This window comes from Pseudomonas sp. JAI115, from assembly GCF_014200835.1.
Taxonomy (GTDB): domain Bacteria; phylum Pseudomonadota; class Gammaproteobacteria; order Pseudomonadales; family Pseudomonadaceae; genus Aquipseudomonas; species Aquipseudomonas putida_A.
In genome coordinates this window covers 87,171-99,767 of record NZ_JACHCY010000003.1, presented here as the reverse complement: position 1 = coordinate 99,767, position 12,597 = coordinate 87,171, and the positions used below count along the sequence as shown (strand labels likewise).

At 60.2% G+C, this 12,597-nt stretch carries 13 protein-coding genes; 10 read left to right on the top strand and 3 right to left on the bottom strand.

Annotated features, from left to right (window positions below; translation table 11 throughout):
* Window position 1: 1 nt before the first annotated feature.
* Entirely contained in the window at window positions 2-391 is a 390-nt protein-coding gene (locus tag HDC30_RS08635; RefSeq protein WP_183782288.1) for a hypothetical protein, read from the top strand.
* A gap of 176 nt (window positions 392-567) precedes the next feature.
* Complete coding sequence (locus HDC30_RS08630; protein ID WP_183782284.1) at window positions 568-1,461, top strand: alpha/beta fold hydrolase; 894 nt, start codon at window positions 568-570, stop codon at window positions 1,459-1,461.
* Here HDC30_RS08630 and HDC30_RS08625 read toward each other — a convergent pair.
* The gene (locus HDC30_RS08625; protein WP_183782281.1) at window positions 1,430-2,413 is read right to left on the bottom strand and encodes a GlxA family transcriptional regulator; all 984 of its coding nucleotides are present in this window, start codon (window positions 2,411-2,413) and stop codon (window positions 1,430-1,432) included. The two genes, HDC30_RS08630 and HDC30_RS08625, sit on opposite strands and share 32 nt — an antisense overlap.
* An 89-nt stretch (window positions 2,414-2,502) precedes the next feature.
* On the opposite strand from HDC30_RS08625, the gene inhA reads away from it, so the two are divergent.
* The 3 genes from inhA (at window position 2,503) to HDC30_RS08610 (ending at window position 5,885) form a co-directional block, all read left to right on the top strand.
* Window positions 2,503-3,189, top strand: coding sequence for an isonitrile hydratase (inhA, locus tag HDC30_RS08620; protein WP_183782278.1), 687 nt, complete (start codon window positions 2,503-2,505; stop codon window positions 3,187-3,189).
* Between the two features lie 236 nt (window positions 3,190-3,425).
* Complete coding sequence (locus tag HDC30_RS08615; RefSeq protein ID WP_183782275.1) at window positions 3,426-4,217, top strand: CPBP family intramembrane glutamic endopeptidase; 792 nt, start codon at window positions 3,426-3,428, stop codon at window positions 4,215-4,217.
* A gap of 102 nt (window positions 4,218-4,319) precedes the next feature.
* Window positions 4,320-5,885, top strand: a complete 1,566-nt coding sequence (locus tag HDC30_RS08610; RefSeq protein WP_003223402.1) for a PAS domain-containing methyl-accepting chemotaxis protein — start codon at window positions 4,320-4,322, stop codon at window positions 5,883-5,885.
* A gap of 739 nt (window positions 5,886-6,624) precedes the next feature.
* Here HDC30_RS08610 and HDC30_RS29125 read toward each other — a convergent pair.
* On the bottom strand, window positions 6,625-6,792 hold the full coding sequence (locus tag HDC30_RS29125) for a DUF6124 family protein (protein ID WP_373558118.1): 168 nt from the start codon (window positions 6,790-6,792) through the stop codon (window positions 6,625-6,627).
* Window positions 6,793-7,151: 359 nt separating this feature from the next.
* On the opposite strand from HDC30_RS29125, the gene HDC30_RS08605 reads away from it, so the two are divergent.
* Complete coding sequence (locus tag HDC30_RS08605; protein ID WP_098967989.1) at window positions 7,152-7,619, top strand: hypothetical protein; 468 nt, start codon at window positions 7,152-7,154, stop codon at window positions 7,617-7,619.
* A 931-nt stretch (window positions 7,620-8,550) separates the two neighbouring features.
* On the opposite strand, the gene HDC30_RS08600 is transcribed toward HDC30_RS08605, so the two are convergent.
* A complete protein-coding gene (locus tag HDC30_RS08600; RefSeq protein ID WP_183782272.1) occupies window positions 8,551-9,228 on the bottom strand; it encodes an alpha/beta family hydrolase in 678 nt (225 codons plus the stop codon).
* 95 nt (window positions 9,229-9,323) lie between these two features.
* Here HDC30_RS08600 and ccoN point away from each other — a divergent pair, with 95 nt between their 5' ends.
* From ccoN to ccoP, 4 genes are read left to right on the top strand one after another with little or no spacing between them, the layout of a single operon-like run.
* On the top strand, window positions 9,324-10,748 hold the full coding sequence (ccoN, locus tag HDC30_RS08595) for a cytochrome-c oxidase, cbb3-type subunit I (protein WP_041067879.1): 1,425 nt from the start codon (window positions 9,324-9,326) through the stop codon (window positions 10,746-10,748).
* Window positions 10,749-10,758: 10 nt separating this feature from the next.
* On the top strand, window positions 10,759-11,367 hold the full coding sequence (ccoO, locus tag HDC30_RS08590) for a cytochrome-c oxidase, cbb3-type subunit II (RefSeq protein ID WP_003223389.1): 609 nt from the start codon (window positions 10,759-10,761) through the stop codon (window positions 11,365-11,367).
* 5 nt (window positions 11,368-11,372) lie between these two features.
* Window positions 11,373-11,570: a cbb3-type cytochrome c oxidase subunit 3 gene (locus HDC30_RS08585; RefSeq protein WP_027613249.1), complete on the top strand. Its 198-nt coding sequence runs from the start codon at window positions 11,373-11,375 to the stop codon at window positions 11,568-11,570.
* Window positions 11,567-12,517, top strand: a complete 951-nt coding sequence (ccoP, locus tag HDC30_RS08580) for a cytochrome-c oxidase, cbb3-type subunit III (protein ID WP_183782269.1) — start codon at window positions 11,567-11,569, stop codon at window positions 12,515-12,517. The genes HDC30_RS08585 and ccoP overlap by 4 nt, the downstream gene beginning before the upstream one ends.
* Window positions 12,518-12,597: the final 80 nt, after the last annotated feature.

The following is a 12,597-nucleotide window of genomic DNA, read 5'->3' as shown; positions in this document are numbered from 1 at the left end:
AATGACCCAGCACGTCCACCGCCCCATCGCCACGCCCCTGCGCACCGGCCTCACCCGCAGCCAACTCTGGGAAGCCGCCGACAAAGGCCTGATCAAGTGCTGGGAAATCGGCCGCCAGCGCGCCACCCGCTTCCCCGACCTCGCCCATCAGTGCCTCGCCGGCGAACTGCCGGTGCTCGGCTGGAAAGGTGGCGTGAGCCGCAGTCTGAAGAAAAACGAGAAATACGGCTCGCTGAAATACTTGGCGCAGTGGCAAGGGTTGCGTGGCGAGGACCTGGATATTGACCTAGGTGAAGAGCGCTCGCTGACCTGCTCGCGGACGAAGATGCGGGTAACGTTTACCCCGGATCGGACGAAGTATTTCAATCAGGTGGCGGAAGCTGAGGCTTAAGGAGAAGCAACCCCGGCAAGTGACGCTTCACCTGTGGCGAGGGAGCTTGCTCCCGGCGGGTTGCGAAGCGACCCCATACTTCAATGGACCTGCTGCGCAGGCCTGCGGGAGCAAGCTCCCTCGCCACAAAGGAATGGTCTAGTGTTGCCTGACGCCCAATTGCTGTGGAGTCTGCCGTGTCTGACATTCAATGCGTATTGACACCGAACTTGACCGTAGCCTTTGAACAGCACGGCCCGTCCAGCGGCGAAGCGGTCATATTGCTGCATGGTTTCCCCTACTCGCCTCGGGCGTACGACGAAATCGCCCCGGTCCTCGCCGCCCACGGTTATCGGGTGATCGTCCCGTACCTGCGCGGTTACGGGCCGACTCGCTTCAACCACCCCGAAACACTGCGCTCCGGCCAGCAAGCAGCCCTCGCTCAGGACTTGCTGGAGTTGATGGATGCATTGGGTATCGAACAGGCCACGCTTTGCGGTTACGACTGGGGCGGTCGGGCAGCGTGCATCGTTGCGGCGCTGTTTCCCGAGCGGGTGCGCGGGTTGGTGACGGGGGATGGCTATAACGTGCAGGACATCGCCAATTCGACCCGACCACTGGATCCCGAGACCGAGCACCGTTATTGGTACCAGTACTATTTCCACACGCCACGCGGCGTCGCGGGCCTGACGCAAAATCGGCGGGCGTTCTGTGAGCTGCTGTGGAAATTGTGGTCACCGACCTGGGCACGCAACGCCGAACGTTATCCGCTGAGCGCTGCGGCCTTCGACAACCCGGACTTCGTTGACGTGGTGATTCATTCTTACCGCCATCGCTTCATGTACGCCGCAGGCGATCCTGCGCTGCAATGGATGGAAGACGCATTGATCAAACAACCGCCGATCAGCGTGCCGACTATTTCTCTGTGCGGTGCCGATGACGGGGTCGGCCCGGCGCCGGAAATAGATGACGACATTGCGCACTTCACCGGCCCGTACGAAAGGCGCGTCCTGCCCGGTATCGGGCACAACATTCCTGAAGAAGCACCGCAGCAAACCCTCAAGGCATTACTGGATCTGCTACGGCACTGACCGAAAACCGCTCCCGATACGCCTGCGGCGTCACCCCGATCGCGCGCAGAAAACTGCGGCGCAACGTTTCTTCACTGCCAAACCCGCAGTTGGCCGCAATCCGTTTCACCGGCAGCCCGGTGTCGCTGAGCAGGCGCCGGGCGGTTTCGACGCGGATCAGTTCGATGGCGCGGGCCGGGGTCTGGCCGGTGTCGGCGCGGTAGTGGCGGACGAAGCTGCGTTCGCTCATGCCGGCCTGTTCGGCCAGGGTCGGGACGCCGAGGTCGCAGGTGAGGTTTTCGGCGATCCAGGCGTGCAGTTCATCAAAGCGATTGCCCTGATTCTGCAGGGCCAGGGTTACGCTGAATTGCGATTGCCCACCCGGGCGTTTGAGGAACACCACCAGATGGCGGGCGACGTCGAGGGCGATGTCGCGGCCCAGATCTTCCTCGACCATCGCCAACGCCAGATCGATGCCGGCGGTAACGCCGGCCGAGGTCCAGACCGGGCCGTCGTTGATGAAGATCGGATTGGCTTCGACCTGCAGCTTCGGGTGCTGCTGGGCCAGTTGTTCGCAGCGGGTCCAATGGGTGACCACGCGACGTCCGTCGAGCCAGCCGCTGGCCGCCAACAGGAAAGCGCCGGTGCAGACCGAGGCCACGCGTCGGCATTTCGCCGCATGCTCGCGTACCCAATCCACCAGCGCCAAATCCTCCGCCGCCGGATAAATGCCCCAGCCACCGGCGATGATCAAGGTATCGCTGGCCTGCTGCGGCAACGGTTCGGCCAGTACTGCCAGCCCCGCCGAGGACATCACCGCCCCGCCCTCGCGAGCAATCACCGACGGCGCATACGGCACCGGCAAGCCGCGTTGGCGGGCGATGTCGTTGGCCGAGGCGAATACTTGCAGAGGGCCGGTGACGTCGAGGATCTGCATGTTGGCGAACGCGAGTACGTGAATGGCTTTGGGCATTTGGCGTAATTCGTGGGGTTATTGGCGTATACGCCAGAACCTACGCGCCTACAGTGAAGCCGTCCACCCTTCAAATGGAGAAAAACCCCATGACGTTGCAAATCGGTTTTCTGTTGTTTCCGCAGGTGCAGCAACTCGACCTGACCGGTCCCTATGACGTACTGGCCTCGCTGCCGGGCGTGCAGGTGCATCTGATCTGGAAAGATCTGGTGCCGATCACTGCGAGCACCGGCCTGCTGTTGAAACCGACCACCACCTTCGAGGACTGCCCGGATCTGGATGTGATCTGCATTCCCGGCGGCGCCGGGGTCGGGCCGCTGATGGAAGATGAGCAAACGCTGGGGTTCATCAAACGCCAGGCGGCACAGGCCCGATATGTGACGTCGGTATGCACCGGTTCGCTGGTGCTGGGCGCGGCGGGACTGTTGAAAGGCAAACGCGCGACCACCCACTGGGCCTATCACGAACTGCTGCCGAAACTCGGCGCGATTGCGGTGCAGGACCGGGTGGTACGCGACGGCAATCTGTTTACCGGTGGCGGCATTACCGCCGGCATCGACTTTGCGCTGGTGCTGGCCGCCGAACTGGTGGGGGTTGAGGCGGCGCAGTTGATTCAGCTGCAACTGGAATATGCGCCGGCACCGCCGTTTGAATCGGGCAGCCCGCAGACGGCGCCGAGTGCTGTCGTCGATGAGGCTCGGCACCGTGCAGCGCCTTCGTTGAAACTGCGCACGGAAATCACCGAGCGCGCGGCGGCGAAACTCGATCTGCGCTAATTCCTCAGCCACACACAGATCTACTGTGGGAGCGGGCTTGCTCGCGAATACGGTGTATCCGTCGAGATTTTTATCGCCTGACACACCGCATTCGCGAGCAAGCCCGCTCCCACAATGGGTTTTGTGGATAGCCTCAGGTTGGGAACCTGTCCCCGCATCCCGCCACAGCTTTACTTGTCCCCACGCCCTCACCCGTGTAGAAAGCCCTTCCACAAAATTCTGCATAAGGACTTTCGATGAAGGCGTTGCCATGGCTCTATCTGGCACTTCTCAGCCTCGGTTATGGATTGGCGTTGAGCGTTGGCCAACTCGGCTGGCTCGCGCTGATCTCCGTGGGACTATTGCTGGTGACCGGTTTCGCCGTGCGCCAACAGCAGGTGCCGGTGGCGCGCCTGTTGGGGCATGCCGTGTTCATCTTCCTCGCCCTGTCGCTGGCGCTGCACTGGTTGCCGGGATTCGCCAACGGCCGGGCCATCGCCCCGCTGCGTTTCACCGACGACGCCGTGCCGTTTGCGATGTACCTGAATCTGGACAAACCCTTGATCGGCTTCTGGCTGTTGCTCGCCTGCCCGTGGATTGTCGCGGCACGCTCGCTGCGTCCGACGGTGTACGCCAGCGTCCTCGCCCTGACGTTGAGCGCCGTCCTGGCACTGGGCGGCGCACTGTTGTTCGGCATGATTGCTTGGGCGCCGAAGTGGCCCGATCAGGCGTGGCTGTGGCTGCTGAACAATTTGCTGTTGGTGACGCTGGTCGAGGAAGCGCTGTTTCGCGGCTATATACAGGGCGGTTTGAGCCGACTTTTCAAGCACCTGCCGCACGGCGACAACCTCGCTCTGCTGCTGGCGTCGCTGATCTTTGCCCTGGCGCATCTGGGCGCGGGATGGCACTGGGTGTTGCTGGCGGGTCTGGCGGGTGTCGGCTATGGTCTGGCCTACCGTTTCGGTGGCCTTGCTGCGGCGATCGCCACGCACTTCGGGCTGAACTTGCTGCATTTTGCGCTGTTCACCTATCCGATGCTGGCCAGTTGAAGCAAGAGCGGATTTGCGACGCCGTACTTATATCTGAAAAAAAACTTCAATAATTTCCTGACAGCGCCGACAACCTTTCAAAGCCTTGCGGATTGAAAAACCATGCGTAATAACCAGCCCATTACACAACGCGAACGGACTTTCCCGGCTCAGCAGCGGTTGATTTCCACAACCGACGCCAAAGGCGTGATCACCTACTGCAACGACGCTTTCGTCGAAATCAGCGGGTTTTCGCGTGAAGAGCTGATCCGTGCGCCGCACAACCTGGTTCGTCACCCCGACGTCCCGGCTGCGGTGTTTTCGCACATGTGGGGCACACTGAAACAAGGCTTGCCATGGATGGGCATTGTCAAGAACCGCTGCAAATCCGGTGACCACTACTGGGTGAACGCCTACGTGACACCGGTGTTCGACGGCAATCAGGTGGTCGGTTACGAGTCGGTGCGGATCAAACCCACCGCCGAACAGATCCGCCGTGCCGAAGCGCTCTACCAACGCATCAACCAGGGCAAGTCGGCGATCCCTTCCAGCGACAAATGGCTGCCGGTGCTACAGGACTGGCTGCCATTCATTCTGGTCAGCCAGCTGAGCTTCGTGATCGGCGCGACGCTGAACTCGCACTGGGGCTTTGCCCTCGCGGCCGGTTTGTCGGTACCACTGGGCCTGATGGGCCTGCAATGGCAGCAACGCGGACTCAAGCGCCTGCTGCGCCTGGCCGAACAGACCACCTCCGACCCACTGATCGCGCAGATGTACACCGACAGCCGTGGCGCGCAAGCGCGTCTGGAAATGTCGATCCTCAGCCAGGAAGCGCGCCTGAAAACCTGCCTGACCCGTCTACAGGACACCGCCGAGCACCTGACCGATCAGGCCAAACAGTCCGACGCCCTGGCGCACAACAGCTCCAGCGGTCTGGAACGTCAGCGCGTGGAAACCGAACAGGTCGCCACCGCCGTCAACCAGATGGCTGCGACCACCCAGGAAGTGGCGAGCCACGTACAGCGCACCGCTGACGCCACCCAGGAAGCCAATCGCCTGACCGGTCGTGGCCGTGACATCGCCGGGGAAACCCGCGAAGCCATCCAGCGCCTGTCGGTGGTGGTCGGCGAAACCGGCCTGACCGTCACCCAACTGGCCAAGGACAGCGACGAAATCGGCGGCGTGGTCGACGTGATCAAAGGCATCGCCGACCAGACCAACCTGCTCGCCCTCAACGCCGCCATCGAAGCCGCCCGTGCTGGCGAGATGGGCCGTGGTTTTGCCGTGGTTGCTGACGAAGTCCGCCAACTGGCGCAACGCACCAGCGAATCCACCGGCCAGATCCATGCCCTGATCGCCAAGCTGCAGCAGACTGCGAGCAGCGCCGTGCAAACCATGGAAGCCGGCCATCGCCAGGCGGAAGAAGGTGTGGCACGAGTGCTGGAAGCGGATCAGGCACTGGTCGGCATCAGCGAAGCGGTGGCCAACATCACCGACATGACCACCCAGATCGCTGCAGCGACGGAAGAGCAAAGTGCCGTGGCTGAAGAAATCAGCCGCAACATCAGCAACATTTCGGAACTGGCGGACCAGACCTCGGAACAGGCGCATAACTCGGCGTTGCTGAGTGAAGAGCTGACCAAGACAGCGAATACTCAGTATTCGTTGGTGGAGCGGTTTAACCGCTAAAAGCAAAAGATCGCAGCTTTCGGCAGCTCCTACACCGATCACCTGTAGGAGCTGCCGCAGGCTGCGATCTTTTGACCTGGAAGCCCGGGCAGCGAAAGCGTCCGGGCTTTTTATTGCCAGTCTGAAAATGATGGTGCTTGGCAGACCGCATTCGCGAGCAGGCTCACTCCCACAGGGAAATGCATTCCAAATGTGGGAGCGAGCCTGCTCGCGAAGAGGCCTTCTCTACCAACGACGATCTCACTCAAGCAACGCAGACACTGCCTACAACTGCGCCAGAATGCGCCGACTGGTGCTTGGTGCAGCCAAGTTCTATCGTTTGCCGGTCGCTACTCAATCACGCAGATCGGCCAGCATGAATCCATACCCCACGCGAAAACCCCACAAACCGAAAGTTCGTGATGAACTGACATTCCTGGATGTTCGGCACGCCGCGCGTGATGGGCAGAAAGTATTCGATAAATATGTGATCTCTGGCAGGCTATCCACCACAAGGTAAATCAAAAGTTCGCAGCCTGCGGCAGCTCACCGATCACCCGTAGGAGCTGCCGAAGGCTGCGATCTTTTGACCTGGAAGCCCGGACAGCGAAAGCGTCCGGGCTTTTTATTGCCAGTCTGAAAGTGATGGTGCTTGGCAGACCGCATTCGCGAGCAAGCTCGCTCCCACATTTAGTCCTGTGTACGCAGAACCAATGTGGGAGCGAGCTTGCTCGCGAAGAGGCCATAACGGCCAGCGGAATTATTGAGGCAACCGCAGTTTGTCCAGCAATCGATTAACCAACAGCTCGTTCAACATGATCAGCTGTTGCAGCGCCAGCAGCGGATTGCCCTCCGGGCCACCGATTGAGTTGGCGATATTGCCAGCCATGACTTTGGCCAACGACAACGATTCGCAAGCCTCGGCGATCGAGAGGAGGTGCAGCGAAGCAAACCGTAGGCGCTGCCCCCCCGGATCGATCCCGGAGCGAAGGAACCCCGAGCTCCAGCGAGCGGGCCGAACGTTGGAACAAGCGTTTTTTTGCTTACTTTTGAGGTATTTGTCAAAAAAGTGAGTCGTCGTAAGGGCGAAACCTTAAGTGGCCGTTACCGCGGCAATGGATATTCACGCAGTCTCGGCAACGTTATTAGCTGACCAGCACATATAAGTCTGGTTGCCTAGCTGTCAGATCTGACAGTAGACGCACACCTGTTCAAGCGCATATCAAGAAAAACCGTAATTGCAGTCGGTTGTAACACCTCCTCTCAATCTAAAAGGCAGGTTTAACAATGACCACGCACGTTATGTTTCTCCCGAAAAAACCGCTCGTCAGTGATGACAGGTTTCAATGGAGATTGGGCGGTAAACGGAAAACAGCGAAATTCAGATCTTTCTATCAGGACGAGTTCTTGGGCGAGCGGTATTGGTCCATCAGTGGAGGAACAGGAAATTTCGACGATGAAAGCTATTTTTCATTCTCCATGACTCTGCCCTACCAATCCGATGAGTCACTCACAGGCGTCTATAACTTCGACAACGGGCTGACATTTGTTCACAGCCATTGGATCCCTGCGCCGCCGGGATTTATCGGAATGGCTTCGGTGGACGCCGACTCGGCGATCCTCAGCGTTAAATATGATGCTGAAACGGATATCGCTACGGGATCATTCGAGGCCGTGTTCAAAAGTCATCGCTATCGCCTGAATCCCAAGGGGACTTTCACCATGACGAGACTGAGACCGTCGGATGCTGGCTAACTCTGACAGGGGTGCTCGCAGCAACTCCGGAAGAGTACCCCTTCAATGTAATTTGAAAGAATGACTTCTTGTAGGAGCTGCCGCAGGCTGCGATCTTTGATCGTGAAAAACTGGTTAGCGAAAGCCTCCGGGGTTTTATTGCCTGTTTGAAATGGATGGCGCGCGGAAGACAGCTTTCGCGAGCAGGCTCGCTCCCACAGTAGGGCCGGGTACTTCAGTAAGGAATTTGTCGGCTGCCAGGCCGCCTTCACGAGCAAGCCCGCTCCCACAGGGATTGCGTGCAGTCAGTAAGAGAATAGTCGGCTGTCAGGCCGCCTTCGCGAGCAAGCCCGCTCCCACAGGGATTGCGTGCAGTCAGTAAGAGAATAGTCGGCTGTCAGGCCGCCTTCGCGAGCAGGCTCGCTCCCACAGGGATTGCGTGCAGTCAGTAAGAGAATAGTCGGCTGTCAGGCCGCCTTCGCGAGCAAGCCCGCTCCCACAGTGGGGCCGGGTGCATCAGCAAGGAACTGGTCGGCTGTCAGGCCGCCATCGCCAGCAGGCGGGTTCCCACACAAAAGCAAGAGCAGAACGCGCACCGCTCTTGCTCCTCACCACTCAACACGATGAGCGTTAGCTCGAGTACCGCTTTTGATCTTGATCCACAGGCGACATCGGAAGGCTGAGCGGAGGGATTCATCCGGGGGTGGGAGCGCAGCGACCGTTTGGCGAAGCCAAACACAGCGAGAGGAGGTGCAGCGAAGCAAACCGTAGGCGCTGCGCCCGGATGGATCCCGGAGCGAAGGAACCCCGAGCCCCAGCGAGTGGGCCGAACGTAGGAGCAAGCGTTTTTTTGCTTACTTTTTTTAGGCGCTTGTAAAAAAAGTGAGTCGCCGTAAGGGCGAAACCCTAAGTCGCCGTTACCGCAGCAACGGATATACCCCCCAACCAAACCTCAACGAAGAAACCCGGCAACCTTCTCCACCGCCGAAGCCAAATGGTCCGAATGCGTAAACCCGGAAACCTTCAACGGCTTCAAATCATGATCCCCAGAGGCCAACCAAAACACCTCAATACTCGGCGATAGATCATAAGCCTCGACAGCGTCCCGATTTCCGAGAGCATCCCGCTCCCCCTGAACAATCAACGTCCGAGTCCGCAAAGAAGCCAAATGCTCAACCCGCGGTTTCTCAGATTTCCCAACCGCATAAAACGGATATCCAAGACAGACAAGCGCATCGGCGCCCAACTCGTCAGCCAAAAGACTGGCCATCCGCCCGCCCATGGACTTACCACCGATGGCCAAAGTCCCAGCGACATGACGTCGCACTTCAGCGAACACTTCGCGCCAGCACTGAAGCAGTTTCGGCGCCGGATTAGGCGGGCGTTTACTGCCATCCACCCGCCGCTGCGCCATATACGGAAACTCGAACCGCAACACGTTCACGCCCAATGCAGCAAGGCGCCCAGCCATATCCGTCATCCACTCACTGTCCATCGGCGCCCCGGCACCATGGGCGAGGATGAGCGTCGCCGAAGCCTCGCCGACAGCGGCGTCCCACAACCACCCATGATCCCGCACGCACTGCGCCCATTGATCCCCGTCAATACTGGCCTTGTGCTGTTTGTCCATGCTTGCCTCGCTTTTAGTCTGCCTATAACTCCAGGCGAAGGATTCGCGGCGTTTTCTGCGCGCGCTCACTTCGGCTGAACCGTGGATGGGGAACCATGAACACTTCTATCAGTACCGCCTACAACTACAAGGTGGTCCGCCAATTCGCCATTATGACGGTGGTGTGGGGCATCGTCGGCATGGGGCTCGGGGTTTTTCTCGCGGCTCAATTGGTCTGGCCGGAACTCAACTTCAATTTGCCCTGGACCAGTTTCGGCCGTCTGCGCCCGCTGCACACCAACGCGGTGATCTTCGCCTTCGGTGGCTGTGCGCTGTTCGCCAGTTCGTTCTACTCGGTGCAGCGTACCTGCCAGACGCAATTGTTCGCGCCGAAAATCGCCGCGTTCTGCTTCTGGGGCTGGCAACTGGTGATCCTGCTGGCGGCGATCAGCCTGCCGCTGGGTTACACCAGTTCCAAGGAATACGCCGAGCTGGAATGGCCGATCGACATTCTGATCACCATCGTCTGGGTCGCCTACGCCATCGTGTTCTTCGGCACGATCATGCAGCGCAAGACCAAGCACATCTACGTCGGCAACTGGTTCTTCGGCGCGTTCATCATCACCGTGGCGATTCTGCACATCGTCAACAACCTTGAGTTGCCGGTGAGTTTTACCAAGTCCTACTCGGTGTACGCCGGTGCGACCGACGCAATGGTGCAATGGTGGTACGGCCACAACGCCGTAGGCTTTTTCCTCACCGCCGGTTTCCTCGGGATGATGTACTACTTCGTGCCGAAACAGGCCGAACGTCCGGTGTATTCGTATCGCCTGTCGATCGTGCACTTCTGGGCGCTGATCACCCTGTACATCTGGGCCGGCCCGCATCACCTGCACTACACCGCGCTGCCGGACTGGGCGCAGTCGCTGGGCATGGTGATGTCGCTGATTCTGCTGGCACCGAGCTGGGGCGGCATGATCAACGGCATGATGACCCTCTCGGGCGCCTGGCATAAGTTGCGCAGCGACCCGATCCTGCGCTTCCTCGTGGTGTCGCTGGCGTTCTACGGCATGTCGACCTTCGAAGGTCCGATGATGGCGATCAAGACGGTCAACGCCCTCTCCCACTACACCGACTGGACCATCGGCCACGTGCACGCCGGCGCACTCGGCTGGGTGGCGATGATCTCGATCGGCGCGCTGTACCACATGATCCCGAAAGTCTTCGGCAAAGAGCAGATGCACAGCATCGGCCTGATCAACGCGCACTTCTGGCTCGCGACCATCGGCACCGTGCTGTACATCGCCTCGATGTGGGTCAACGGCATCGCCCAGGGCCTGATGTGGCGCGCAGTCAACGAGGACGGCACGCTGACCTACTCCTTCGTCGAAACCCTGGTGGCCAGCCACCCAGGCTTCATCGTGCGTCTGGTGGGTGGGGCGATCTTCCTCAGCGGCATGTTCCTGATGGCTTACAACACCTGGCGCACCGTGCGGGCCTCGCAGCCTGCTGACGTCGTTGCTGCCGCGCAGATGGCCTGAGGAGTCCGCCATGAAACACGAAACGATTGAAAAGAACGTCGGCCTGCTGATGCTGCTGATGGTGTTCGCCGTGAGCATCGGCGGCCTGACCCAGATCGTCCCGCTGTTCTTCCAGGACGTCACCAACAAACCGGTGGAGGGCATGAAGCCCTACACCGCGCTGCAACTGGAAGGCCGCGACATCTATATCCGCGAAGGCTGCGTCGGTTGCCACTCGCAGATGATCCGGCCGTTCCGCGCCGAAACCGAACGCTACGGGCACTACTCGGTGGCCGGTGAAAGCGTCTGGGATCACCCGTTCCTCTGGGGTTCCAAGCGTACCGGGCCAGACCTGGCCCGGGTCGGCGCGCGTTACTCGGACGACTGGCACCGCGCGCACCTGTACAACCCGCGCAACGTGGTACCGGAGTCGAAAATGCCGGCCTACCCGTGGCTGGTGACGCAAGCGGTCGACAGCAGCCACACCGAAACCAAGCTCAAGACCATGCGCACCCTCGGCGTGCCGTACACCGACGACGACATCAGCGGCGCGGTCGCCAGCCTCAAGGGCAAGACCGAAATGGACGCCCTCGTCTCCTACCTGCAAGTGCTCGGCACTGCGATCAAGAGCAAGAGGTGAGCACGATGATCATTGAAATGAGTGCAGGCCTGATTCGCGGCCTCGGCACCGTCGTGGTGTTCGTCGCCTTCGTCGGCCTGACGATCTGGGTGTTCAACCGCAAGCGCACGCCGGAGTTCGCCGAAGCGCGCCTGCTGCCGTTCGCCGACGAGCCGCAACCCGACATTACCCAAGCACCTGAAACAAGGAGTACCCGGCCATGACCACCTTCTGGAGTACGTGGATCTGCGTACTGACCATCGGCAGCCTGATCGGCCTGACCTGGCTGCTGATCGGCACCCGCCGGGGCGAGACCAAGGGCAGCGTCGACCAGACCATGGGCCACAGCTTCGACGGCATCGAGGAGTACGACAACCCGCTGCCGCAGTGGTGGTTCATGCTGTTCGCCGGCACGCTGGTGTTTTCCGTGGGCTATCTGATCCTGTATCCGGGCCTCGGCAACTGGAAAGGCATCCTGCCCGGCTACGAAGACGGCTGGACCGGCGTGCACGAATGGGAAAAGGAAATGAACAAGGCCGACGCCAAATTCGGGCCGATCTTCGCCAAATTCGCCGCCATGCCGGTGGAGGAAGTAGCGAAGGATCCGCAGGCGCTGAAAATGGGTGGCCGACTGTTCGCCTCCAACTGCTCGGTGTGCCACGGTTCCGACGCCAAGGGCGCTTTCGGCTTCCCTAACCTGGCCGACAAGGACTGGCGCTGGGGCGGCGACGCCGAAACCATCAAGACCACCATCATGGGTGGCCGCATGGCGGCGATGCCGGCCTGGGGCGAAGTGCTGGGCGAAGCCGGGGTGAAGAACGTCGCGGCGTATGTGCGTCACGAACTCGCCGGCCTGCCGCTGCCTGCCGACAGCAAGGCTGACCTGCAAGCCGGACAGCAAGCGTTCAGCACCACCTGCGTAGCCTGTCATGGGGCAACCGGCCACGGCACTGAAGCCATGGGTGCGCCGAATCTGACGCACCCGGCCGGATTTATTTATGGCACGAGTCTGACGCAGCTTGAGCAGACCATCCGCCACGGTCGCCAGGGTCACATGCCGGCACAGAACGAACTCTTGGGCAATGATAAAGTGCAATTGCTCGCCGCTTATGTGTACAGCCTGAGCCATGGATTGAATACAGAAAAACTGATTACTGAAGACAACAAATAGTAATCATTGAACACACCTCTGCCGCACCATTCTCGGTGCGGCAGCATCCCGCCCCTTTGCGACGCATTGTCGCACCCCGT

What these genes read in the sequence shown, in the direction of transcription:
- HDC30_RS08610 (WP_003223402.1), top strand. Translation starts at nt 4,320, where the DNA reads ATGCGTAATAACCAGCCCATTACACAACGCGAACGGACTTTCCCGGCT.
- HDC30_RS08600 (WP_183782272.1), bottom strand. Translation starts at nt 9,228, where the DNA reads ATGGACAAACAGCACAAGGCCAGTATTGACGGGGATCAATGGGCGCAG.
- ccoO (WP_003223389.1), top strand. Translation starts at nt 10,759, where the DNA reads ATGAAACACGAAACGATTGAAAAGAACGTCGGCCTGCTGATGCTGCTG.
- HDC30_RS08635 (WP_183782288.1), top strand. Translation starts at nt 2, where the DNA reads ATGACCCAGCACGTCCACCGCCCCATCGCCACGCCCCTGCGCACCGGC.
- HDC30_RS08615 (WP_183782275.1), top strand. Translation starts at nt 3,426, where the DNA reads ATGAAGGCGTTGCCATGGCTCTATCTGGCACTTCTCAGCCTCGGTTAT.
- ccoN (WP_041067879.1), top strand. Translation starts at nt 9,324, where the DNA reads ATGAACACTTCTATCAGTACCGCCTACAACTACAAGGTGGTCCGCCAA.
- HDC30_RS08585 (WP_027613249.1), top strand. Translation starts at nt 11,373, where the DNA reads ATGATCATTGAAATGAGTGCAGGCCTGATTCGCGGCCTCGGCACCGTC.
- HDC30_RS08605 (WP_098967989.1), top strand. Translation starts at nt 7,152, where the DNA reads ATGACCACGCACGTTATGTTTCTCCCGAAAAAACCGCTCGTCAGTGAT.
- ccoP (WP_183782269.1), top strand. Translation starts at nt 11,567, where the DNA reads ATGACCACCTTCTGGAGTACGTGGATCTGCGTACTGACCATCGGCAGC.
- HDC30_RS08625 (WP_183782281.1), bottom strand. Translation starts at nt 2,413, where the DNA reads ATGCCCAAAGCCATTCACGTACTCGCGTTCGCCAACATGCAGATCCTC.
- inhA (WP_183782278.1), top strand. Translation starts at nt 2,503, where the DNA reads ATGACGTTGCAAATCGGTTTTCTGTTGTTTCCGCAGGTGCAGCAACTC.